Origin of the sequence: Bartonella australis AUST/NH1, from assembly GCF_000341355.1 — a bacterium.
Taxonomy (GTDB): Bacteria; Pseudomonadota; Alphaproteobacteria; order Rhizobiales; family Rhizobiaceae; genus Bartonella; species Bartonella australis.
Window position 1 is genome coordinate 1,157,450 of record NC_020300.1, and the last position, 23,460, is coordinate 1,180,909.

Annotated in this window: 22 protein-coding genes; 11 read left to right on the forward strand and 11 right to left on the reverse strand. The window is 41.9% G+C overall.

Going from position 1 to position 23,460, the window contains the following annotated elements:
• Nucleotides 1-411: 411 nt before the first annotated feature.
• The 6 genes from BANH1_RS07630 to BANH1_RS04920 all read right to left on the reverse strand — a co-directional run bounded on the left by BANH1_RS07630 (nucleotide 412) and on the right by BANH1_RS04920 (nucleotide 7,498).
• A complete protein-coding gene (locus BANH1_RS07630) occupies nucleotides 412-501 on the reverse strand; it encodes a DNA-3-methyladenine glycosylase I (protein WP_144050544.1) in 90 nt (29 codons plus the stop codon).
• Between the two features lie 232 nt (nucleotides 502-733).
• A complete protein-coding gene (locus BANH1_RS04900) occupies nucleotides 734-2,359 on the reverse strand; it encodes an ABC transporter substrate-binding protein (protein ID WP_015398296.1) in 1,626 nt (541 codons plus the stop codon).
• Between the two features lie 639 nt (nucleotides 2,360-2,998).
• Nucleotides 2,999-3,625, reverse strand: a complete 627-nt coding sequence (locus tag BANH1_RS04905) for a DNA-3-methyladenine glycosylase I (protein ID WP_015398297.1) — start codon at nucleotides 3,623-3,625, stop codon at nucleotides 2,999-3,001.
• Nucleotides 3,603-5,033, reverse strand: a complete 1,431-nt coding sequence (gene xseA / locus BANH1_RS04910) for an exodeoxyribonuclease VII large subunit (RefSeq protein ID WP_015398298.1) — start codon at nucleotides 5,031-5,033, stop codon at nucleotides 3,603-3,605. Before xseA ends, BANH1_RS04905 begins: the two co-directional genes overlap by 23 nt.
• Before the next feature lie 741 nt (nucleotides 5,034-5,774).
• Nucleotides 5,775-6,575: a TIGR02186 family protein gene (locus tag BANH1_RS04915; protein ID WP_015398299.1), complete on the reverse strand. Its 801-nt coding sequence runs from the start codon at nucleotides 6,573-6,575 to the stop codon at nucleotides 5,775-5,777.
• Nucleotides 6,576-6,577: 2 nt separating this feature from the next.
• Nucleotides 6,578-7,498, reverse strand: a complete 921-nt coding sequence (locus BANH1_RS04920) for a sulfite exporter TauE/SafE family protein (protein WP_015398300.1) — start codon at nucleotides 7,496-7,498, stop codon at nucleotides 6,578-6,580.
• Between the two features lie 595 nt (nucleotides 7,499-8,093).
• On the opposite strand from BANH1_RS04920, the gene BANH1_RS04925 reads away from it, so the two are divergent.
• From BANH1_RS04925 to BANH1_RS04940, 4 genes are all read left to right on the forward strand, one after another.
• Entirely contained in the window at nucleotides 8,094-8,345 is a 252-nt protein-coding gene (locus tag BANH1_RS04925; protein WP_041583030.1) for a hypothetical protein, read from the forward strand.
• A gap of 485 nt (nucleotides 8,346-8,830) precedes the next feature.
• A complete protein-coding gene (locus BANH1_RS04930; protein WP_015398301.1) occupies nucleotides 8,831-9,577 on the forward strand; it encodes an electron transfer flavoprotein subunit beta/FixA family protein in 747 nt (248 codons plus the stop codon).
• A gap of 49 nt (nucleotides 9,578-9,626) precedes the next feature.
• The gene (locus BANH1_RS04935) at nucleotides 9,627-10,556 is read left to right on the forward strand and encodes an electron transfer flavoprotein subunit alpha/FixB family protein (protein WP_015398302.1); all 930 of its coding nucleotides are present in this window, start codon (nucleotides 9,627-9,629) and stop codon (nucleotides 10,554-10,556) included.
• Nucleotides 10,557-10,559: 3 nt separating this feature from the next.
• Complete coding sequence (locus BANH1_RS04940; protein WP_015398303.1) at nucleotides 10,560-12,221, forward strand: electron transfer flavoprotein-ubiquinone oxidoreductase; 1,662 nt, start codon at nucleotides 10,560-10,562, stop codon at nucleotides 12,219-12,221.
• A gap of 319 nt (nucleotides 12,222-12,540) precedes the next feature.
• On the opposite strand, the gene BANH1_RS04945 is transcribed toward BANH1_RS04940, so the two are convergent.
• From BANH1_RS04945 to BANH1_RS04965, 5 genes are all read right to left on the reverse strand, one after another.
• Nucleotides 12,541-13,344: a pyrroline-5-carboxylate reductase gene (locus BANH1_RS04945; RefSeq protein WP_015398304.1), complete on the reverse strand. Its 804-nt coding sequence runs from the start codon at nucleotides 13,342-13,344 to the stop codon at nucleotides 12,541-12,543.
• A gap of 464 nt (nucleotides 13,345-13,808) precedes the next feature.
• On the reverse strand, nucleotides 13,809-14,177 hold the full coding sequence (locus BANH1_RS04950) for a YraN family protein (RefSeq protein ID WP_015398305.1): 369 nt from the start codon (nucleotides 14,175-14,177) through the stop codon (nucleotides 13,809-13,811).
• 3 nt (nucleotides 14,178-14,180) lie between these two features.
• Complete coding sequence (gene rsmI / locus BANH1_RS04955) at nucleotides 14,181-15,068, reverse strand: 16S rRNA (cytidine(1402)-2'-O)-methyltransferase (RefSeq protein ID WP_015398306.1); 888 nt, start codon at nucleotides 15,066-15,068, stop codon at nucleotides 14,181-14,183.
• Nucleotides 15,069-15,174: 106 nt separating this feature from the next.
• Entirely contained in the window at nucleotides 15,175-15,402 is a 228-nt protein-coding gene (locus BANH1_RS07545; RefSeq protein WP_244427659.1) for a beta/alpha barrel domain-containing protein, read from the reverse strand.
• A gap of 463 nt (nucleotides 15,403-15,865) precedes the next feature.
• A complete protein-coding gene (locus BANH1_RS04965; protein WP_015398307.1) occupies nucleotides 15,866-16,960 on the reverse strand; it encodes an Mrp/NBP35 family ATP-binding protein in 1,095 nt (364 codons plus the stop codon).
• Nucleotides 16,961-17,449: 489 nt separating this feature from the next.
• On the opposite strand from BANH1_RS04965, the gene rpmH reads away from it, so the two are divergent.
• The 7 genes from rpmH (at nucleotide 17,450) to BANH1_RS05000 (ending at nucleotide 23,385) form a co-directional block, all read left to right on the forward strand.
• Nucleotides 17,450-17,584, forward strand: coding sequence for a 50S ribosomal protein L34 (rpmH, locus tag BANH1_RS04970; RefSeq protein WP_024864273.1), 135 nt, complete (start codon nucleotides 17,450-17,452; stop codon nucleotides 17,582-17,584).
• 106 nt (nucleotides 17,585-17,690) lie between these two features.
• Nucleotides 17,691-18,059, forward strand: a complete 369-nt coding sequence (gene rnpA, locus BANH1_RS04975) for a ribonuclease P protein component (protein WP_015398308.1) — start codon at nucleotides 17,691-17,693, stop codon at nucleotides 18,057-18,059.
• 25 nt (nucleotides 18,060-18,084) lie between these two features.
• Nucleotides 18,085-19,923, forward strand: coding sequence for a membrane protein insertase YidC (gene yidC, locus BANH1_RS04980; protein WP_015398309.1), 1,839 nt, complete (start codon nucleotides 18,085-18,087; stop codon nucleotides 19,921-19,923).
• Nucleotides 19,920-20,567 carry a ribosome biogenesis GTP-binding protein YihA/YsxC gene (gene yihA, locus BANH1_RS04985; RefSeq protein WP_015398310.1) on the forward strand — a complete coding sequence of 216 codons (648 nt, stop codon included), beginning with the start codon at nucleotides 19,920-19,922 and terminating at the stop codon, nucleotides 20,565-20,567. The genes yidC and yihA overlap by 4 nt, the downstream gene beginning before the upstream one ends.
• 130 nt (nucleotides 20,568-20,697) lie before the next feature.
• Entirely contained in the window at nucleotides 20,698-21,390 is a 693-nt protein-coding gene (locus tag BANH1_RS04990) for a glutathione S-transferase family protein (RefSeq protein ID WP_015398311.1), read from the forward strand.
• A 531-nt stretch (nucleotides 21,391-21,921) separates the two neighbouring features.
• On the forward strand, nucleotides 21,922-22,728 hold the full coding sequence (gene dapB, locus BANH1_RS04995; RefSeq protein ID WP_015398312.1) for a 4-hydroxy-tetrahydrodipicolinate reductase: 807 nt from the start codon (nucleotides 21,922-21,924) through the stop codon (nucleotides 22,726-22,728).
• A 36-nt stretch (nucleotides 22,729-22,764) separates the two neighbouring features.
• Nucleotides 22,765-23,385, forward strand: a complete 621-nt coding sequence (locus BANH1_RS05000; RefSeq protein WP_015398313.1) for a 2,3-bisphosphoglycerate-dependent phosphoglycerate mutase — start codon at nucleotides 22,765-22,767, stop codon at nucleotides 23,383-23,385.
• Nucleotides 23,386-23,460 lie beyond the last annotated feature (75 nt).

The following is a 23,460-nucleotide window of genomic DNA, read 5'->3' on the forward strand; positions in this document are numbered from 1 at the left end:
AACGAATTACACAGCGAACTCGTTACTTTTACAGCCGCTTTTGTGATTTTTTGTCCAAACAATGTATTTTTAACAAGCTAAGTCATAACAGAAAAATACCCCTTCAGCCGTTTAAACTAAACTGTATCGTCAGATACAATATCGACAACCGGCATTAGAAACAGCGCGCAGAATTATTACATCTACACGTCACTCGCTATCATTTTTTCCGATGATAAACTGAGCGCCTGACCCAGCAATAAGATAGATAAAAACCTTTTCGAGCAAGTTTGCTCTCTGATAATTGAAATGAACGCACAGCAAAATTGTCATTTCAAAAAACCGGCCTACCCACTAATTTCTATATACGCCTTTTTTACGAATATCTCACAGCTTAGCTTATTTATATTTTACAAAATAACCTCCGCAAATTTACCGGCGAAAACAGTTTTCAAAATGATTATTAATGATCCCTATTGCCTGTACGAAAGCATAAATAATATGCGCGAGATCAACGGACACCTAATTACGTTTTTTTCGGACAGAAACCATAAACCGTCCCCAATATATTGGCAGGTTTCTCTCAAAAATATTAGGTACCCTATTACCGACGTTCATTAATACAGATAAACCGTATTTAAATGAATAGCTCCATCCATAAAACAGCTGAAGAACCACTTTAATGTGAGGAGCTATTTTCATCGCTTACTCTACAGTCACTCTTTTTCCGTATTTTTACGGCCAAAAAGAGTTCTCATTTCTCAATTGAACTGTAAAAAACACGCCCCATGCTATTCCAAGGCCACTTTTTAACGGTCGGAGAAACGGCCGCGACACCGTATCCTTGAAAGATGAAAGCATAAGGCCCCTTCTGCATAAATTCACGCTGCAAATCAGCGTATTTCTGCATCCGTTTTTGTGATTCCTTTTCAAATAAAGCATTTTCAACTTTTTGATTCATATCTGCGTCAAAATACGCGGTATCCCAGCTAGGATAAGCTGTATTCCTAGCCTCAAACCGATTATCGGGGTTATAAACTACGCGTGAAGCCATTGTATGAGGATCTACAGACTCATTAACCCATCTCATGAACACAGTATCAAAAGCACGTGCGTAAACCTTTGAAAATAATTGCGCTCCCGCTAAACGTTCAATTTTAATATGCACTCCCACTTTTTTCGCATTATCTTGGATGGACTGAGCAACAGGCTGAGTATATGGAAGCGTTCCTATCAGAACACTCGTTTCAAACCCATTCGGATAGCCAGCTTCAGTTAAAAGCTGTTTAGCTTTTTCAATATCAAGTTTAAAAGGTAATCCTTCTTTTTCATTTAAAGCACCCGAAGTACCAAGAGGAAGAAAACTTGAACGTGGAACACCAATACCATCGAGCACCGTTTTTCCAAGACCATCATAATCAATGAGATAACGCATAGCTAAGCGCACTTTTTCATTGGCAAAAATAGGATTCGTCGTATTGAACCCCCAATACATCATGGAGGGCATTAATACTCTCTCAACTTTGACGTCTGTCGTTTTTTGGAGATCTTTTAAATCCTCAGGCGCTAAATCACGTGCTACATCAACATCATTTTTTTCCAATAACAAACGCTGCGTACTTGGCTCTGCAACATGCCGGATAAGTATCTGTTTAAGTTTAGGTTTCTCCCCCCAATAATGGGAATTAGCGCGCAGCAAAACTGCTTCTCCAGAACGCCAACTAACCAACCGATAAGGCCCAACGCAAGCCGCATGAGCGGTTAAATATTGATGCCCCATATCACCTTCTTTTTCGTGTTTCAGGATTGTTTTACGGTCGAGTAGCAAAGTCATACGATTAGCAGCAATATTACTGAGGATAAGCTCTGCTGGATAAGGCTTATCAAATTTCATTACTACAGTTTTTTCATCCAATGCCTGAATAGCGTCATCGACTGTTTGCTCTGTAATACCATATTCCGTAAATGTTGCCGCAGCAGCCATATTCAATTTAACAACCCGTTTCATACTCCAAACGAGATCCTGAGCACTAGCAGGGCGACCATCAGAAAATTTCAAATCGTCACGTAAATGAAAAGTAATTGTTGTACTATTGTCATCACCAGAAACATCCCAACTCTTCGCTAAATTTGGCACAATTTTAGCCGCGTCATTCGGAGAAGAATCAACCAAACTGTTGCAAATATTGAGAATCATTTCTTGGCCGTTAGCGTCGTTGATCTGTGCTGGATCAAATGTACTGACTGAATCAAGGTTCCAAGCCATCACGAGCGTATCGGCTGGCGTCCTCGCTGGCGCTTTTTGCAAAAGCACACCCATGACGACACACGCAGAAATAAAAGAACAGCTCCCTTTAAATATCTTTTTTTTGGTATCCATTACCTCTCCCCCAAACCCTCACCGAGTGAATCAATGATTTTATTCCGCTTTAGCGAAATTTATAACAATAAAACTTAAATCAACACAACGAAAGTATTCTTTTACAAAAATTACTTCTTCTCGGTCAACTAAACAAACTTTTTCAGTAAATTGTAAAAACCACACCTCATACTCTGTCGCGCCCATCTTGGATAAGGAATGAAATAGTTATATTATTATACATTCGAAACCGTAGAGTTCTTTTTGCATAAGTCTACGGTACAAGGCAGTCACACCTGCAGCCAAAATATCCCTCCGACTACCCTGAATAAACTGTATCTGAGATTCAGTATTGATAACCAGAACCAGAAAGTGCATGCAAAATCACTGTATATATACCAAATTTATATCATTTTTGGCGTATCTAACTCGGCAATACAGCGGATAAAACATCTTTTTAAGCTTGTCTGTTCCCCCAAAGTTGAAGTTAGTGGCGATAAAACCTCCGCTCCAAAATACCAATTTTCAGCTAATAAAGTCCACCACCAGCATTAAAGGCAGCAAGGCGCTGATCCGTCCATAATTATATATCAGGCGTTTCATAAATATTTTATAATTCAATCAAAGATAATGCCGAGCAAAAATATATTGCCTGCAAATTCACCGACAAAAACATCCTTCAAGATGATCATTAACGATCCCTACTGCCTGCATAAAAGCATAACAGGTAACGGGGCCAATAAACGTCCAACCACGTTTTTTTAAATCCGCAGAAAGACGAATAGAAGCAGGCGTCATAGGGTTAGTTTGCCATGTTTGAAAATTTATCTTTTCATAGCGCTCAGATTGCGGCGGCCGAAAGGACCAAAAATAAAGGGACAAACTCCCCCATTCTGCTATAATTTCTCGCGCTCTGAGAGCATTATTGAGTACTGATCGAATTTTCCCTTGATGGCGAACAATTCCTTTATCATGTATCAGTGTTTTGATCTTGTTTTCATCATAGTGAACGATCTTTTTAAAATCAAAATAATCAAAAGCGTCCCGAAAATGAGAGATTTTTTTTAAAATTGTAAGCCAAGAAAGTCCTGCTTGAAAACCTTCGAGGCATATTTGTTCAAACAAACGACGATCATCAAAAACAGGCCTTCCCCACTGATTATCATGATAAGCACAATAAAGAGGATCAGTTCCTGCCCATGCACAACGAACTTTTCCGTCCCTTCCCATGAGTAGTCCTTCCTTAAGGCTTAAATTAGCCTTATCAAAAAAGGGTTCCTTGATCATCTTGCTGCGATTTTATTTTTTTCAGTCTTGATTTTTTTTCGAGGGTACGATCACACGCTGAAACACTGACCTCACCATCAAAAAAACGCAAATTTATTTCGTCTGTTTCAGAGAACTGCGCCAACCGCTTAATCGGCTTATCGCCTTTTCCTAAAGCCAAAACAAAACCGCGCTCTAAAACATTCTGGTAAGAAGTGCTCTTCAAAAGTCTAAACGCCATCTCAGCCCGAGCGCGGTATTTTTCGACATTCCGTAGAAAAGCGCGATGAAGGCGTGCCGCGTATTCTTCCGTATTGTGCCGTGCTTTTTCAGTATTCAATAAGCGCGAAGAAAGCCTCATACTTAGTGCACAAAAATAGAAATGTTTTTTATCGTAACTCACGCGGAGAGCACGCACTAACCGGCTTGAAATCTCATCAAAACCACGCCTCGGTAAGGCAAATAGCTGATCAGCAGTAGGAAGACCTCGTACAATAGCGCGTAATTTTTGTCGGTGAAAATCAAAATAACGTGTAAGCCCTACACGAAGGCGCGCGTTAAGCGAGGCCAACAGCGCTTCAAGATCAAGCTTGACGGGGACAGCTATTTCCGCTGCTCCCGTAGGAGTTGGTGCCCGCCAATCCGCAACAAAGTCAATCAGAGTCCAATCCGTTTCATGGCCAACTGCGGAAATAACCGGGATATTAGACGCACTAACAGCGCGAACGACCGCCTCATCATTAAACCCCCACAGATCTTCCAAACTGCCCCCCCCGCGTGCTACAATAATAAGATCAGGCCTCACTAAAACACTACCTGAAGGCAGTGCATTAAACCCTTTAATAGCGGCCGTCACTTCTCGTCCGCTTGCTTCGCCCTGAACTCGCACAGGCCAAACCAGAATATGCAAAGGAAAACGATCTGATATACGGTGAATGATATCGCGAATAACAGCTCCTGTCGGAGATGTAACAACTCCTATAATTTTGGGCATATAGGGCAAAGGCTTTTTCTTGGTTTCATCAAACAAGCCTTCATCAGCGAGTTTTTTCTTGCGATTTTCTAAAAGTGTCATCAAAGCCCCGATACCCATCGGCTCAAGAGCTTCAACAACAATCTGATATTTCGATGAACCTGGATAAGTGGTAAGCTTACCGACGGCAACCACTTCCATCCCTTCTTCAGGAGGGAATTTAAGCTTTGCCATAGTACCGCGCCAGATGACAGCCTCTAATCGCGCCTTATCATCTTTCAAAGCAAAATAAGCATGACCTGAAGCGTGTGTGCCGCGATAACCCGATATTTCCCCGCGTACTCGTACATAACCAAACTTTTCCTCAACAACATGCTTTAAAGCAGTCGCTATTTCAGAGACACTAAATTCCGCTACATTCGTTGCCGCTGGTCTTTCAATAAACAAATCTACCATATTTTCCAATTCGCCTACATTAAAACACTCGATCTAAACTTCTTATATAGTACATATTCTTGCCGGAATGGACGGCATCTCTATAAAATACCTCTTAAAATCAGATTTTAAGCGCAACACATTGGTACTCCCACGAAAGTTTTTAGTATGCCGGCAATTCTTATCATCATTCAGAACTTAAAACACTGCTAAAAATCACTCCCAGAATTATAAACTCGGGACAAATCATAATGCCTTAATCAATTAATTTAAAATATCTATAAAACAGCGTGAAAAATACCAACCGAGAGTGTTCTTCATAAACAAAAAGAGCGCACCGCCTGCATTTAAAATGGATGAGCTGAAAAAGCGGACAAAAAACAAAATAAGCTGTTATCACTCTTCTATAATAAATACTCACACCACCGCATCACGGTACATAATCGAGTACGACTGTATATTATTCCAAAAAATAATATACCCAATTTCCTTAATTTATTTTTTAGCCACACATCAGATACATCATTATAAATCTTATACATCTCTTTATTTACCGATAAAACCATGATAAATTTCCCCAAAAAACGTCTATAGATCTTACCTCGGGGGCAAAAGGCAGGTTTCTCCGGCCGACTGTGAGAAATAAGGCTTTTATCTTGGAATTTTTTTCCGACGAAATCTTAACGGGCACAGTGATTATTGTATTTGTCCCCTTTTTTGCGCATTTTCAGTAACAAACAAAGCGTCTTTTGCCCTTGTCTTCTAGTCTTTTCGGAAAACTAAACGGCACAAAAATCCTGTGGCTACTGCTACGAGCACGGCACCTATTCCATACAAAAAACTATGCTTGTGAGCTTCGTGAAAAATTGCATAAGCGATGTGTGCTTTAACAATTTTAAGAGTAGTGGTTGCTTTATCAATAAACTGTCCATCACGGAAAAGATAAGCGCGCACACGATAAGGCCCGACGGGAACATTTTTGGGTAACCGGAAATATGCCGTGAACAGCGAAGCAGAACCAAAATGGACCTCACCTACTTTCTCAGTATAAAGTTTTTTGGCTTTTTGCAGCTTTATAAGCTCATTGCGAAAAATTTTTATTTTCTCTTGGTCGCGTTCATCTGTTTGTAGACGAAAATAAGATAGTCCCAGACCTAATCGCCTATAATTATCAGCGCTGGTAATATCACTAATTTCGCGCGTTGTTACCATTGAATAAAAGAGGGGGGCATCTTTAAAAATTAAGGAATCCGCATTAACCCAAACCCCAGCATTACGTTTTTTTTCCCATACAACCATCGGCCGAGTCTGCCCCTCCAAGCTAACGATAATATCATAACGATTCTGTTGGCGAAATAATGGATCTGTATTGTCTAAAACCCCCGCAATATAAAGATCGCGACCAGAAAAATTTGTACCAATCGTTATCGTGCTCGTCGTTACAATGATTTCAATAGTTTCATGATCAACCGGTGTAGCCCTCTTACCGACTTGTGCCGATGCAAAAAGAGGAACCATATAAAACGAAACCACTATCACACATAAGGGAAATAACTTACCCATTTTTATCTCATAAGGATGGTCAGAGAAAAAAGGTTATCAGGGCGTATAAATAATTGGAAAGCTAAACGCGTACACACAATTAACACAAGAAACGCGAGCGCCATACGCAATTGTTCGGCCTTTAATTTTCTCCCAGCCCACGTCCCATATTGCGCGCCAACGCCGCCACCAAGCATGAGCAAGAAGGCTAGAACAATATCAACAGACTGATGACTCACACTTTGTAAGACAGTGGTAAAAGCCGATACAAATGTAATCTGAAAAAGCGACGTTCCTATTACTACATTGGTCGGGACATGCAAAAGATAAATCAGCGCCGGCACTGTAATAAAGCCCCCTCCAATGCCCATAATAGAAGATAACAACCCAGTAATAAAGCCAATCACTAAAACCGGGATCACACTTACGCAGATCATTGACGCCCGAAAACGCATTTTAAAAGGCAGCCGATGAATCCAATTATGTCGGCTAAGACGACGAACACCGATTTTTTGTCCCCCGCTTCGTCGCATTATAGCACACAGACTTTCAACAATCATCAAACTCCCTACGCTACCAAGAAGAACTATGTAAAGAAGCGAAATCACAAAATCTAACTGCCCCCATCTTTTAAGAACAGAAAAAATCTGGATCCCCGTAACAGAGCCAACTCCCCCCCCAAGGACTAAGAAAATACCAATCTTGATATCAAGAGTTCGCCTCTTAAAATGCGTAATCGCCCCTGTCACGGACGATGCAATCATCTGATTAGCCCCCGTCCCAACAGCGATGGCAGGAGGAATATTATAGAAGATCAATAAAGGTGTTATTAAAAAACCCCCACCAACCCCAAAAAGACCTGAAATAAAGCCAACAACCGCCCCCATGCTGATTAAGACCAGCGCATCAAGCGACATTTCAGCAATCGGTAAATAAACGCTCACTTAATAAAACCTTTGATGAAATTTGGAGGTTATGTCAAAATCCTTTCTCGATCAACTTCGTTGCACCTTTAGTTGCACCTTTAACGGCAGTTCACGCAGTGCATGTGTTTTACGAGGCCATTTAGCCAGCCATATATTCTCTGTAGCACCTTCTGTTTACTAAAATAACAGCAACGGTGAAAAATAATAAAGAATCCCGTCACTTTTAAAAAGCTGTAAACACATAACGTTATGACTATTATAAATGCAATAACAAAAAATGGATGAAAATTTTTCGATGTGATCATTCTCGCAAAAGAAAGGACCACCGCCCCCTTCTGGAAAAAAGCACATACCGAAATTCCGCAATTAAACTTCCACATAAGGGCAGTTTTTTCCCCACATTCGTACATATATAGAAGGTAATTTAATTGCAATACCCAACATCATTCTTTCGGTGAACATTTCCGATTCCCGCTCTTAAATGGCAAAAAAGGGGATAAGCGGTCATATACAACCAGATTTGTAATGCGGAAGGTCCACGCTCACAGATTCCACCTTTTAAATCATACTAATAGTGAGGAGTGCGGCCTATTTTGGTAAACAGGCCTTAAATATGGCAGGAAGAGGAAAATTAAAAACGATAATATTGAAAATTAAAGAAGCAGGTGAATATTTAAGAAACCCTATTATCAATCCTAGCCTTATTTGGTGTCTAATAGAAGAGCGTAGTTTTTTCGCCCACATTATTGACAGACTACTTAACCTTTATGAACAACAAATTTTCTCTAATCAACTATCAGATAATCAGCAATTACATAAGAAACTTATACCACAGCCAATTTCTTCCCAGCGCCGATTATTGTAACGGCACATCAACTGGTAGATAACAGCTCCACTAATAGGAACACTGAAAACTTAGCTAAGTGCGTTTTTACGATCTAGTATGAGTCTCCCCATAAATGATTCTGCTTTTATGTATAATCACTGGATGTCCGCTTTAAAGAGTAAGGCGTGTGCATTCTAGACCGTAAATTTTATCCATTATACCCTTTCAGCGCAACTCCGTTTTTTGTCAATCTATTGATGAATCAAGATCACTATCGGCCCAATATAGCTTTTCTTTTTTGTTATTTTAGCGTTATATAAAAAGGCATTTTTCAAGAGGGCGTTCATTATTGAACCGTAAAAAAGAAAAACTATAAATTCGTAATAAAAATAGAATAGTATAAACGCCCGTAGCAAAATCTATATAATCAAAAAAGCCGATTATGATAAAAATTGATTTTAAATGATTTGGTTTCCCGTAGTTATTATTATAAACTTGCAATCACATAAACAAAGAGGATCATCATGAAAGTAATTGTCGCCGTCAAACGCGTTGTTGATTATAATATCAAAATACGTGTTAAACCTGACGGCACAGGTGTTGATCTGTCTCATGTAAAAATGTCTATGAATCCTTTTGATGAAGTTTCCGTAGAAGAAGCAGTTCGCCAAAAAGAGGCTGGAAAAATTTCAGAAATTGTTCTTGTTTCAATCGGACCGGTAGAAGCACAGGAGACTCTGCAAACAGGACTTGCAATGGGCGCCGATCGCGCCATCCTCGTGAAAACTGAAGAAACACTCGAACCCTTGGCAATTGCTAAAATTCTCAAAGCTGTTATTCTTGAAGAAAAGCCGGAAATGGTTTTTTTAGGAAAGCAAGCCATTGATGATGAAAGCAATCAGACAGGTCAAATGTTGGCAGCTTTGCTTGGTTGGGGGCAAGCAACTTTCGCCTCGCATCTCAGCATAGAAGATAGACATGCGACAATCACCCGTGAAGTAGACGATGGCACACAGACCATTCGCCTCCTTCTCCCCGCGGTTATGACCGTCGATTTGCGGCTAAACGAACCCCGTTATACCTCTCTTCCCAATATTATGAAGGCTAAAAAGAAACCTATTGAACAAAGAGACATTGCGGATTTTCACATAGACAAACGAGCGCGTTTAACAGTGCTTCATGTTGAAGAACCTGCACCCCGCCAAACTGGCATCAAAGTAGCAAATGTAAAAGAACTCGTTAGTGCTCTGAAACAAGCAAACCACATTTAACATACGATAACGAATATCGCAAAAATAACGCATACAAAGGCAACAATTTATGGCAATCCTTTTATTAGCCGAACATAATAACCATTCTCTATCAAAAGAAACTGCAAAAGCACTTACTGCTGCCCAATCAATTGGCAACGATATTGATATTTTAGTTTGTGGAATGAAAACTCAAACTGTTGCCGAGAATAGTGCTCAATTAGCTGGTGTGCGGCGAGTTCTCGTAGCTGAAGCCGATTATTTAATGCACCAGTTAGCCGAACCTGTGGCCGCAACGATTGTTGAACTCGCCAGTAATTACGATGTAATCATGGCCGCATCCACCAGTACCGGTAAAAATGTGATGCCGCGTGTAGCTGCTCTTCTTGATCTCATGCAAATTTCGGACATCACCGCCGTTGTTGCACCTGACACCTTTAAGCGATCGACATATGCGGGCAACGCTATCGAAACTGTACGCACAAATGATCGCCAAAAGATTATAACGGTACGCACTGCCTCTTTCGTGCCGGCACCAAAAGGAAATACGGCGCCCATTAAAGCAATAACGCCGGCTTCAAACCCAGAACTTTCCTCTTTCGTAAAAGAAGAAAGCAACAAAAGTGACCGCCCCGACCTAACCTCGGCGCGAGTTATCATATCGGGCGGACGCGGGCTCGGTTCGCGAGAGAAATTTATGGAGCTTCTTTCGCCGCTCGCAAATAAGCTAAATGCGGCCTTGGGTGCCAGCCGCGCGGCGGTTGATGCAGGCTATGCCCCCAATGATTGGCAAATTGGACAAACGGGCAAAATCGTCGCCCCTGAGCTTTACATTGCAATCGGCATCTCCGGTGCTATACAGCATCTGGCTGGTATAATGGACTCACAAGTTATCGTGGCCATTAATAAAGATGAAGAAGCCCCTATTATGCACATCGCTGATTACGCCCTCGTAGGTGATCTTCACTGTATCATCCCAGAACTGGAGAAAGCTTTGTAAACCATGAATGCAAAGATGGCTCATCAACGCGAAAGTATGGAATTCGATATAGTGATTGTAGGGGCAGGTCCCGCGGGCCTTTCTGCCGCGATTCGTCTAAAACAGGTTAACCCTGGACTTTCTGTCATAGTTCTCGAAAAAGGTGCTGAAATTGGCGCTCATATCTTGTCAGGCGCAATCATTGATCCTATCGGCATAAATACACTTTTACCAGGATGGAAAAATGAACAAAATCATCCCTTCAAAACACTTGTCACCAACGACCAATTTTTTCTGCTTAAACCGAAACGTGCTAGACTATTTCCAAATGCTCTTCGCCCAAAAATTTTATCAAACGACGGTTGCTATATCGTTTCACTCGGTGATGTTTGCCGCTGGCTGAGCAAAAAGGCTGAAGCGCTCGGCGTTGAAATTTACCCTGGTTTCGCTGCGTCCGACGTTCTTTATAATGATGACGGCGCTGTTATTGGCGTTCTTACTGGCGATATGGGTCTTAAAAAAGATGAAACTCCTGGAAAAAATTATATGCCCGGTATGGCCTTATTAGCAAAATATACCTTGATTGCGGAAGGAGCACGCGGTTCAATTGCAAAACAATTGATACAAAAGTTTGACCTTAGTAAAGACCGAGAGCCGCAAAAATTTGGTCTCGGTCTTAAAGAACTCTGGGAAGTAGATCCTCAAAAACACAAACTTGGCCTCATTCAACATTTTACCGGTTGGCCACTGGATAATAATACCGGCGGCGGAGGTTTTCTCTATCATCAAGAAGAAAATTTGATTTCTGTGGGCTTTGTTGTGCACTTGGATTACAAAAATCCCTATCTTTCTCCTTTTGAAGAATTTCAGCGTTTTAAAACGCACCCAAAATTATACGAAATCTTCAAAGGTGCAAAACGCCTTGCTTATGGGGCACGCGCCATTAGCGAAGGCGGCTGGCAATCTGTACCTAAGCTTACTTTTCCTGGTGGCGCACTCATCGGCTGTTCTGCCGGTTTTGTCAATGTACCTCGCATAAAGGGATCACATAACGCTATATTATCCGGCATATTGGCAGCTAATAAAATCGCCACTGCCCTTGCTCAAGGCCGCGCCCATGACGAAGTCAAAGAAATTGAAGATCACTGGCGCAAAAGCCTTATTGGCAAAGATCTTTATAAAACACGCAATGCCAAACCGCTGTGGGCAAAATACGGTACAAACTATGGAATTAAGCTCGCCGGTTTTGACATGTGGTGGCAGCAGCTCTTTGGTTTTTCCTTGTTCAAAACGCTCCCCCACGGAAAAGAAGATTACGCATGTCTCGAACCAGCAGAAAAATTTAAACCCATTGCCTATCCAAAGCCAGATGGTATTGTAACCTTTGACCGTCTTTCCAGTATAGCATTGTCGAATATCCATCACGAAGAGAACCAACCTTGCCATTTAAAAATAGCCTCGCTGGAAAAACAAAAAAGTTCCGAATATACAATCTATAGAGGACCTTCTGCGCGCTACTGCCCCGCCGCCGTTTACGAATGGCTAGACTACAATAACCAGAAAAATTACGTAATTAACGCTTCAAACTGTATACATTGTAAAACATGCGATATCAAAGATCCTAACCAAAATATCAATTGGATTTGTCCGCAAGGGGGTGACGGGCCTGTTTATCCGAATATGTAATCAATATCTTATGAATTTCATTCCGCAAAAACAAAAAACCATAAAAACTCGGTAAATAATATGGCCCCATTCAGCAAAGATCCTGCTCTGTATTTACTGAGATACAGGACTTTTTTCAATATGGGGGCAATCTTTAACATTATGCTCACGATAAAAATTTAATTGTTATCTCAAGCTTTATTTATGAAGGAAAACTCCATAAAAAGGACAAAAAGAGCGCTCTATTTTGTGCAGTTAGTCACGAGAATAACGCCAATCCTTCCAAATACAAAATCCAACCTATTACCGCTTAGCCTACGTTAAATGAAGAAATATTTGATCAAACCTTTTCCTTAATTGCCGAGCAAGTAGAAATTTTCTGCAAAGCGTTTTCAAGAGCCGTTTTTAGAGCCATTTGCCCACCTTGACGGGAAAAGCAATTTGATAAAAGTTCATTTGTTCCCCCTTTTGTCGAAAATTCTCTCTCAAGCCACGCAAAATCGACAGGTTCTCTGGGATTATTTTTCGCCATCTTGCGCATTTCATCGGCGAGATTTCCAAACATCATTACAAAAAAATCCGCAGATTGGTGTTTCTTGAGTCCCTGATTTACTAACCACTGATGCGCCGTCTCCATAAAATTAAAATAAACACCCATTAATGAACCAGCCGTCATAAAAAGGTTAAACTGGTCTTCCTCCTGAAGAACCAATGTTCCTCCTAGTGCATCAAACATAGTGCGCAAGAATGGGTGATCAGGGTAGATTGGCGTCAAATTTTTGCATTCTGCCACAAAAGGAAGTGGGACAGCACGATAAACCTTATGGCTTATCCATTCTTCAACTTCCGCCACTTTTGCCGTCGCAAGAACAGAAATTACAAGTTGCTCTGGAGGGAAATAAAGAGAACGCAATATATTTTCCGCACTTTGGTTAGGTAAACAAATAAAAACATAATCACTAGAATCCAGCAATGCTTGGTTACTTTCAGCGATGGTGACCTTATCATAATTGTGCGCAAGACGTGCCGCTACGTGTGCATTACGTGGTGAAATTATAATCGAAGATACATCAAAAGTACCAGCCATTAACCCATCAACCATTGAAGCGCTAATTTTACCTGTTCCCAAAAAACCAATTTTCATCTCTATTCCTCGCGCTTATAATTTTTAAATGAAGCTCAACCAGCGCTCAACATACTTATATGGTTTTGCCCTCAATATAGCCCTCAAACAATTCTCACAAAACAATTAGGAGAGCTTTTCAAAAATAATCGATAATCATCGTGAATATTCCCCAATCATCCCAAAATAACCTATTTACCGGCCATCGCCGCAGTAATCGAATAATCCTTCTAATAAATCTAACATATCCTCAAAAAACACCAATTAAAGTAAAATTGAATTCTCTATCATACAATTAATCCATCGCTATTACGTAATTTTAATAACCGCCGCTCACGCAAATAAAAAATTCAGCTATTCGTAAATACGATAATTATTGCTACCAAGCTGCCAATGATTTAACGTTCCGAAAATAACTGAGCCCCCTGCAAATTTTTTACAGACGCAGACACCTCAGTTAGGCCCCTCATGCAACACAGAGGGCGCTATTTATCGGACTCGAAAAACGCTGGAACGTGGCGCGGCAAACGCCACGGTAAAATTGCGATTAGATCAAAGCGTACACATAAAAGAGCGTAATCTTTTTGCCGTCCTAACCATATATCAGCCGCTGCTTCAATGCGTCTTTCATTCAGCGGGCAAACCGCGGCCATTGCTTCAGCCAATGTTGGGCGGGCTTTTACCTCAATAATTAAAACGAGGTTTCCGCGCCGTGCAATCAAATCAATTTCGCCACATTTTGTTTTGAAACGAGTTTCAGCGATATGAAACCCTTTCAGGCGCAACCACCATGCTGCCCATCTTTCTGCGCGAATCCCCTTATAAAAAGATTTTTGTTTGCGTTTTTTGTGCATAGTTTATGACCCCTTTAAAGAGGTCAATCGTCTGAAAAGTTCCTGTTTTTTCAAACCGGTCTTTTTTGCTGTTAAAGCGGCTGCCTTAGCAGCAGGGTGTTTGTCTGCCAATTGTAGAAGAATCTCATCAATTTCCTGAGTACTCATCGCCTTGGCAGAAGCTGTTGCTCCCCCGACCAGCACGACAATCTCTCCACGTATGCGCTCTTTTTTTCCATATTGCTCAACCAAATTTTCTAAATTGGAGACGTCCACTGTCTCAAATTTTTTCGTTAATTCGCGACATATTGCTGCTGGCCGGTCAGTCCCAAAAATAGCAGATATATCCTGCAAAGACTCTACAAGACGGTGGGGCGACTCGTAAAAAACCAAAGTCGCGGGAATAGTTTTTAATTGCTCTAATCGATTTTGGCGCTGCGCCTTCTTTGCACTCAAAAAACCTGCAAAGAAAAAACTATCCGTGGGGAGACCTGTGGCTACAATAGCCGCTAAAAGGGCCGAAGCACCCGGAATAGGAACAATTTTATGACCCGCTTTGCGCGCTTCCCCCACTAATCTAAATCCTGGATCAGAAATAAGCGGAGTGCCTGCATCTGACACAAGAGCTACCGTTTTATTTTTTGCCAAAGCTTCTAATAATTTTGGCCCCGCTTTTTGCACATTATGTTCATGATAAAGAAAAGTTTTTTTCTCGATCCCATAACGCTCTAATAAAATACGCACGACTCGAGTATCTTCGCAAGCTAAGATATCGACCCCTGCGAGGATTTGTAAGGCGCGAATGGTTATATCGTCGAGATTCCCGATAGGTGTTGCCACCAAATAAAGCGCTGGTTCTATCACTGGTGCACAATAGGCGTGAACACCTATACAATACGTGTTTTCACTCATGCTCTTTTTTCACGTCAAGTGCCCCTTCTCCACAAAATTTTTCCGACAATTTCACTGAAAACCATCAGCCATTACTGCCAAAATATTCCTCGCTGCCGCTAAAAGATCAACCGCTTGAATAATCAGCCGTGCTGTGGCGAAGATGATTTTCGCCGGCATCCAAAGCCTTCCTCGGCGTTGTGATCCGTTTTTGATCGCCTTTGCCGCTTATATTAGGACGAGTTCCTAGTGTCACCAACGCCGTATCACCACCAATAACTTCCCGCAAATCTTCTGCTTCAAGTGCTGATGTAACAATTTCGCCCACGCCTGCTTGCTGTGCTTGTTGTTTCAAGCACTAAATTTTGCGTGCTATTTCTATAGCCTACATTTTAAAAATCAACCTTATCCATCAATGTCAAAGCTGTCGCCCCCCGGTCAACATAAATTCTACCTTTAGCAGCTTAAGTAGCTATTTGCGTTGCTACTGGATAAGCGTAAAGGACCAACTTTTCGGTACTTCCCATAGCCTTTGCAATGACACAATCAATAGTTTGTAATCTACACCAAAAAGCAATTTTCCGCGCTTGAATAAAATCTTCGGCAAACTCTATTTCTCCGGAAAAAACAACTTATAACTGATTTCACAAAAATCAACGCGACCGCCTAATTGCTCGACCAGCCTTTCCACTTAAATTTAATACCTGAAATATCTAACCTAACAAAGAGGCGCTTACCTGCTATTATTACCACCAGAGCACTCTTTGTATGTTTTAAGATTATTTTACCTCAATGAACCCTGCTGCAAAAACATAACCTTAAGAAAGTTTATCTTTGATCTGATTGATCATAGTACGATAAAGCTCTGCATACTTTCCATCAGGGTCAGCAAAAAAGACCGGCACACCATCGTCTGAAGAAGACCTTAAAATTGCATCAAGCGGAACTTCAGCTAAGAAAGGAATGCCCCGGCTCTCCGCTTCCGCCCGCGCACCACCAGAACCAAAGATATCGTAGCGTTTTCGCGTGTCCGGCGCGATAAAATAACTCATATTCTCAACGAGCCCCAAAATAGGCGTGTCAACTTTCATAAACATTTCTATCGCTTTACGCGCATCAACCAAAGCAAGATCCTGCGGAGTAGAAATAATAAGCGCACCTGTTAGCGGTACCTGCTGAACAAGAGTTAATTGCGCATCCCCTGTTCCCGGCGGCATATCGACTACCAAAACATCGAGGGGATCCCATAAAACATCCCGTAGCAATTGCTTCACAGCCGCCATAACCATGGGACCACGCCATACAACTGGCTGTTCTTCTTCAACGAGAAAGCCTATTGACATTAATTTAAGGCCAAATTTTTCGAGAGGCTGCAGCTTTTTACCATCAGCGAGCTGTGGTTTTTGATTAACGAGCCCTGTCAAACGTGGCAGAGAAGGACCATAAATATCCGCGTCCATCAAACCCGTTTTGAAACCCGCACCACGCAAAGCCAATGCGATATTCATCGCCATAGTAGATTTCCCGACTCCTCCCTTTCCAGAAGCAACTGCTATGACATGTCGTACTCCTTTTATCGGCATTTTCAAAGGAAGCGCGCTTGCTTTACGTTTTGACGCAAAAAATTTCCTATCTTTGTGCGTTTGAGTGTGTGCCACCGGTTTTCTTTCTGCCGTGAGTGTAACAATAACGGTTTCAACCCCGTCCATAGCGCACACCGCCTTTTCAGCAGCACGGCGCAATGACTCCCACTCCTGCACGCGCTCGTCAGGAACCGTAATGGAAAAAAAAACTTTGCCGTCAGCAATTAGTATTTCTGAAAGAAGCCCAAGCGATACAATATCACTCTCAAAATTCGGTCCTTTAATTTTCTGTAGCTCTTTGCAGATAGCATCGCGCGTGATAAGACCCACACTCCCTCCTCTCTATGTAAACGCCGAATAATACAGCAATAAGAATGCAAAATACTTAAACCGCCCTGGGTTATTCTCTCCTTCGATTATATAAGCTTCCTCAATAATCAAAAGCCAGCTGACGTTTCACATTACAAAATGCTGCAGACTCTTTCTAAAATAACATTTTCACGGTCACACAACAGCAGCTCACCGTTTTTAAAATTCCTTTTTGTCGATCATTTGTTCACGGTAAACGGCGACTATAAACTGAATCACCGCAACCAACAATCGTTTTCCTTAAATGAAATTACTAACGAAATGAAAATTCGCTTATGATCTCTTCATATTTTTCAGAGCGTGAAGAAGCATCCAAGATTGACTTTTTTCGTACTTTTCCTTATAGGGTGTCAGTCAACTTAGAAGTCGCGTAAGGGAGCGATATTGTTCATTAGGTGCGTAGCTGCGCCGTAGAACCAAGAAGGGCCGCACACCGCGGTAATAAAATAAATGAAACGTACTTATCAACCCTCTAAACTTGTCCGTAAGCGCCGGCACGGTTTCCGTGCTCGTATGGCAACGGCTGGCGGCCGTAGAGTTATCGCAGCGCGGCGCGCCCGCGGGCGTAAGCGGTTATCTGCTTGACACTCTAAAATTTTTGCAGCAGACTGGACGTCGCGGGTTATTCTGTTTTTGAAGACCTGGGATGCCTGCTTTTGCAGATGTTGGTTAGAATTGCGAAGCGCCCCTTATGAAAAAAAAACATCCATGCCGCATTCGCAAGAGAGCGGATTTTTTAGCTGTACGCACAGGAGAAAAACGACGTGGTCCTTTATTTCTACTTGAAGTGAAATCCTGCGAACAAACGGAAGAAATGAAATATCCTCGTGTCGCGCGTGTGGGCTTCACAGTAACGCGTAAAAACGGTAACGCCGTCAAACGCAACCGCATTAAAAGGCGCCTACGCGAAGCGGTCCGGGTCGGTGTAGTAGATGACATGGAAGCGGGAACTGATTATGTTATCGTAGCGCGCCCTGGCGTGCTTTATGTGTCTTTTGCGTCCCTGATCAACGAATTAAGTCGACGAATGAAGTTAAAGGCAAAAAGCCAATCACGGTAATAGGAATGGCAATAGGGTAGTACGAATGGAATATAACCGCAACTTTTTCATCGCTATTGGGCTGTCTTTTGTTGTTTTCGCTGCGTGGCATTTTCTTTATGTTGCTCCCTACCAAGCAAAGTTGCAGCAGACGCGAATGATCGCACAGGAATTATCAAAACAAAATTCAGCATCGCCCGTCACTGGCGCACCTTCTTCCAAAGCTGCGCCAGAAAGTGCGGCGCAACCTGTAGCTGATCGTCCAATGACACCTGAAATCCGTAGCGCGGAGTTAGCTAAGACAAACCGTATTGCAATTAAAACCAGCGAACTTGAAGGCTCTATCAATCTTATTGGCGCACAATTTGATGACCTTTTGCTCAAAAAATATCATCTGACAGTTGACAAAAAATCGCCTAAAATTGCTTTATTGAATCCCAATGGTTTTACCACGACTTATCTTGCCGAATTTGGTTTCACAAGCTCGTCTTTGGCTGCAAAAACCTTGCCACAGTCTGACACGCAATGGCAATTAGAAGGGAATAATGCGACGCTAACACCTTCAACACCAGTTGTTTTGGTTTACAATAACGGACAAGGACAAATTTTCCGCCGGACCCTTTCTGTCGACGATCATTACATGTTTACTATTGAGGATTCTATCAGAAATGAAAGCGATAGCTCTATTCATCTCTCGCCCTATGCACGAGTCGCGCGTGCTGCCCCGCCGGAACACGCAAATGCAACTTATTTGCTCCACGAAGGTATGATCGGTGTTGTGGGTGATTCGCTTAAAACTGAAAAATACAAAGCCTTAGCAGAGCTCAGCCCTAACCCAGACAATGGACAAAAAAGCGTAATCTTTTCTAAGGCCACAGGAGGATGGATTGGTATTACCGATAAATATTGGGCTGTAGCTATTGTCCCTCCACAAGATGAAGAATACACAAGCCGTTTTATTTATTTTGATCAGTTGAATACGCATTATCAATCCGACTTGCTTGGTGCGCTCTTGACAATTGCTCCCCACGAAACAAAAACTATCACAAACCATCTCTTTGCTGGCGCAAAGCAGGTTGAAATTATTAATAGTTACCAAGATCAGTTAAATATTAATAAGTTCGGCCTTTTAATTGATTGGGGTTGGTTCGACTTTATTACGAAACCGATGTTTGCCCTTATTGACATTCTTTATAAACAAACGGGCAATTTTGGCATTGCTATCCTCCTCGTCACGGTGCTCTTAAAAACCCTCCTGTTCCCGCTCGCTAATAAATCTTATAAATCTATGGCACGGATGAAATTAGTGCAACCAATGATGTCAGAAATCAAAGAAAAGTACGCAGATGACCGTGTTAAACAACAACAAGCCATAATAGAATTGTATAAGACGCAAAACATTAATCCTCTCGCGGGGTGCTGGCCGATACTGATTCAATTCCCAATATTTTTTGCCCTTTACAAAGTCCTTTATATCACCATTGAAATGCGGCATGCGCCTTTTTTTGGTTGGATTCAGGACTTAGCAGCCCCGGACCCAACTTCCATTTTTAACTTATTTGGCTTATTGCCCTACGCAGTGCCAACGTTTCTTGTCCTCGGTGTATGGCCTTTAATCATGGGGATAACGATGTTCTTACAGATGCAGATGAATCCATCGCCCGCAGATCCAACGCAGGCTATGATCTTTACTTGGATGCCAGTTGTCTTTACCTTTATGCTAGCGTCATTTCCTGCTGGTCTCGTTATTTATTGGGCGTGGAACAATACATTATCAATTATTCAACAAAGCATCATGATGAAGCGTCAGGGTGTGAAAATTGAGCTTCTGAATAATCTCAGAGCTATTGTGAAAAGAGGATCGAAAAAAGAAACACACAAATGACGAAATGTCTTATCTCTTCCGGATTTTTTCCCCGTAATTGGGTTTTTATCCGTGGTGTACCCGCAGTGCACTTCCTCCCGCCCGAAGGCCCGCCAGAAATCGCTTTTGCAGGACGTTCCAATGTTGGGAAATCTTCTTTAATCAATGCGCTTGTCCAACAAAAAGGCTTAGCGCGCACCTCGAATACACCAGGACGCACTCAGCAACTCAATTATTTTGTACCTGACGGCTTCAGCGGCCAACCAGGAGACCTCCCTCCCCTGGCGCTCGTAGATATGCCAGGTTACGGTTTTGCAGAAGCCCCCAAAAACCTCGTTGATGCGTGGACACATCTGATTTTTAATTATTTGCAAGGTCGTACAACACTTAAACGTGTTTATGTTTTAATTGATTCACGTCATGGAATTAAAAAAAATGACATAGATGTACTTGACCTTCTTGATAAAGCAGCAGTTTCGTACCAAATTATTTTCACCAAAAGTGATAAAATTAAATCTAGTGTTCTCGAGAACCTTATAATAACCACAAAAACGAAGTTTCTTAAGCGTCCCGCGGCTTATCCGGAGCTTTTAGTGACTTCTTCAGAAAAAGCTTTAGGCTTAGAAGAATTGCGTTCTGCTATTTTGGGAGCTATCGCGCGGTAAATATTACTTGTTAACATGTTGTTGAACCTGAGTATTGGCAATTTTTAATGATCTCATTCTTCCGGCAAAGAGCTTTTATAAAATTTTCGTTACCTCCAAAATCTATTTCCTCTATCTGATTGAGTAGACTATGTTAACACTGTTTCACTATCCTCTATCTTCTCCTTCGCGTTTTATACGCCTAATTCTTGAAGAGTACGGTGTAGCCACTAATCTTATTGAAGAACATGAATGGGCAAAGAGACACGAATTTCTCGCGCTTAATCCTGCTGGGCATCTGCCCGTTCTTCTTGCTGAACAGGAAGTTCCGTTATCGGGTGCTATCGTTATCTATGAATATTTAGACGAAACACGTGGGAGTTTGCGGCAGGAGAAAAATTTTTTCCCAAACAACCCTTTAGATCGCGCTGAAGTACGCCGCCTCAATGACTGGTTTTTGCATAAATTTGAAAATGAAGCTACACATCATATCGTACGGGAACGAATCTATAAACGTGAAATGCCATTAACTATTGGTGGTGGAGCTCCCAATTCGCAAATTTTACGCAGTGCCCGTGCCAATATCCCACCGCATATGAATTATCTGAATTGGCTCTGTGCTTCTCGTGATTGGCTGATCGGTGCTGAACTGTCTTACGCTGATTTGGCGGCAGCAGCTTCTATTTCTGTGCTCGATTTTCTAGGTGAAATCGATTGGGAACAATACTCTGCTGCCCAGGAATGGTATATGCGAATTAAATCGCGTCCTTCTTTCCGCCCCCTTCTAATGGACAGGATCCGAGGAATTGTGCCCAGCCCTCATTACGCAGATCTTGATTTTTAAGCCGGAGAGATCGGGCTTTTTGTTATTCAAAAGGGGATGTACAAAATTTCATTGTTTATATAATATCCTTGACTGTTATACACGAGCAAATACCACACAATTCTACCCAAAATCTTTTTATTAAGTCACGAAAAAGTCACACCTATCATATTATAAAAACGGGGGAGTTTTTAATTGGGTTGGAGTCGTATTACGGATATTATCAGGCAATTCGTGCACCACGAAACCGAAAGCATAGTCAATCTCGGAGATGATGTGCCTCTGTCATAAACGAGGGCTTGTGGGCTGCATGACGAAGTATGGGAACGCTATCCCGCTTACGAAGTGTGTTTTCCGACGGCTCATTGCCTTACTTTTTCGCTATATATGCTGTAATGGCAGCAAATATTTTTTTACATGGATTTTAATAAACCAACCAACCGCTAACATAAGTAAACACGCAAAAAGTTTTTTCATTAATAGGAAAAGAACAATTGGAAAGAAGAAGAAAATTTACCTATAATAAGGACAGAGTATCACAAGGAGGGAAATATGCGCCTCACAGTTGTCGGTGCGAACGGGAAGATGGGGCGCGGGCTGCTTACGGCTCTCCAGAATAAAAAAGGTGCAGAGCTCGGCGCCGCTCTTGTGCGCAAAGGTTCCCCGTTTGTAGGAAAAGACGTTAGTGCGTTAATCGGCCCGGACTGTCTCGGAATTCGTATCACCGATGACGTGGAAGAGGCCTTTTCTAACACAGAGGGCGTTTTAGATTTTTCTGGGCCACAAGCCAGTGTTGCCTACGCGCGTTATGCTGCCCAAAAAGGAATTGTTCACATTATCGGAACAACCGGATTTAGCGAAAAAGAAGACGCACAAATTGCGGATTTTGCAAAGCATACAGCCATTGTCAAATCTGGAAATATGAGTCTTGGGATTAATCTTTTGGCCAATCTTGTTACAAAAGTGGCCAAAACATTAAAATCTGATGATTTTGACATTGAAATTTACGAAATGCACCATTCCGGCAAAGTTGATTCTCCCTCTGGGACAGCCCTTCTTTTAGGGAATGCGGCGGCCGAAGGCCGCAATGTTGCGCTTAAAGACGTTAGTGTCAGTGATCGGAGTAATTGCACAGGCAAACGTGAAAAAGGCAGCATCGGTTTTGCTTGCTCACGAGGCGGAACAGTCGTCGGCGACCACAGTGTTATTTTTGCAGGTCAAAATGAGCGCATTATTCTTTCACACGCGGCTCAAGAACGCTCTATTTTTGCTAATGGCGCGATAAAGGCCGCTTTGTGGGCACAAAAACGTAAAAATGGTCTTTATTCAATGCTCGATGTTTTAGGACTAAATGATTAATTATAAATAGTTAGAGGCTGTCGTAGAAAGTTCGCAATGGGACGCACGCTTGTATTAATTCGCCACGGGCAAAGTGAATGGAATCTTAAAAATCTCTTTACTGGTTGGAAAGATCCAGATTTAACAGAAAAGGGTCATTTAGAAGCGATAACCGCGGGAAAAAATTTAAAAGCCGCCGGCTTGAAATTTGACGTTGTTTATACCTCTGCCCTGCAGCGTGCACAAAAAACAGCTCAGCATATTTTAGCAGAGATGAAGCAACCAGATCTGCGATTGATAAAAAGCCCAGCGTTAAATGAACGCAATTATGGTGATTTATCCGGCTTAGATAAAGACGAAGCGCGCCGACAATGGGGGCCAGAACAAGTACATATATGGCGCCGCTCTTATACCGTCGCTCCTCCTAACGGAGAAAGCCTGCGCGATACTGGCGCTCGCGTTTTGCCTTATTACCTTTACCATATCCAACCGCATATTTTACGCTCTCAGACTGTTTTGGTTACCGCACACGGCAATTCTCTTCGTGCTCTTATCATGGCTCTTGAGGGTCTAAGCGGTGAAGAAATCGTGTCGCGAGAATTGCCAACCGGCGTTCCTATTATTTACCGATTTAACGCAGATTCTACAATTTTATCTAAGAAAATGATTGCACCTTAAATTATGATAGCTGCGGTGATTGCAAAAATTCTTGGATAATTTGCGGTTACCTAATGAATTTTTATAATTGCATTG

Bases quoted from the DNA above. Each gene is read 5' to 3' on its own strand.
- BANH1_RS04900 (WP_015398296.1), bottom strand. From the start codon at position 2,359: ATGGATACCAAAAAAAAGATATTTAAAGGGAGCTGTTCTTTTATTTCT.
- BANH1_RS04905 (WP_015398297.1), bottom strand. From the start codon at position 3,625: ATGATCAAGGAACCCTTTTTTGATAAGGCTAATTTAAGCCTTAAGGAA.
- xseA (WP_015398298.1), bottom strand. From the start codon at position 5,033: ATGGTAGATTTGTTTATTGAAAGACCAGCGGCAACGAATGTAGCGGAA.
- BANH1_RS04915 (WP_015398299.1), bottom strand. From the start codon at position 6,575: ATGGGTAAGTTATTTCCCTTATGTGTGATAGTGGTTTCGTTTTATATG.
- BANH1_RS04925 (WP_041583030.1), top strand. From the start codon at position 8,094: ATGGCAGGAAGAGGAAAATTAAAAACGATAATATTGAAAATTAAAGAA.
- BANH1_RS04930 (WP_015398301.1), top strand. From the start codon at position 8,831: ATGAAAGTAATTGTCGCCGTCAAACGCGTTGTTGATTATAATATCAAA.
- BANH1_RS04935 (WP_015398302.1), top strand. From the start codon at position 9,627: ATGGCAATCCTTTTATTAGCCGAACATAATAACCATTCTCTATCAAAA.
- BANH1_RS04940 (WP_015398303.1), top strand. From the start codon at position 10,560: ATGAATGCAAAGATGGCTCATCAACGCGAAAGTATGGAATTCGATATA.
- BANH1_RS04945 (WP_015398304.1), bottom strand. From the start codon at position 13,344: ATGAAAATTGGTTTTTTGGGAACAGGTAAAATTAGCGCTTCAATGGTT.
- BANH1_RS04950 (WP_015398305.1), bottom strand. From the start codon at position 14,177: ATGCACAAAAAACGCAAACAAAAATCTTTTTATAAGGGGATTCGCGCA.
- rsmI (WP_015398306.1), bottom strand. From the start codon at position 15,068: ATGAGTGAAAACACGTATTGTATAGGTGTTCACGCCTATTGTGCACCA.
- rpmH (WP_024864273.1), top strand. From the start codon at position 17,450: ATGAAACGTACTTATCAACCCTCTAAACTTGTCCGTAAGCGCCGGCAC.
- rnpA (WP_015398308.1), top strand. From the start codon at position 17,691: ATGAAAAAAAAACATCCATGCCGCATTCGCAAGAGAGCGGATTTTTTA.
- yidC (WP_015398309.1), top strand. From the start codon at position 18,085: ATGGAATATAACCGCAACTTTTTCATCGCTATTGGGCTGTCTTTTGTT.
- yihA (WP_015398310.1), top strand. From the start codon at position 19,920: ATGACGAAATGTCTTATCTCTTCCGGATTTTTTCCCCGTAATTGGGTT.
- BANH1_RS04990 (WP_015398311.1), top strand. From the start codon at position 20,698: ATGTTAACACTGTTTCACTATCCTCTATCTTCTCCTTCGCGTTTTATA.
- dapB (WP_015398312.1), top strand. From the start codon at position 21,922: ATGCGCCTCACAGTTGTCGGTGCGAACGGGAAGATGGGGCGCGGGCTG.
- BANH1_RS05000 (WP_015398313.1), top strand. From the start codon at position 22,765: ATGGGACGCACGCTTGTATTAATTCGCCACGGGCAAAGTGAATGGAAT.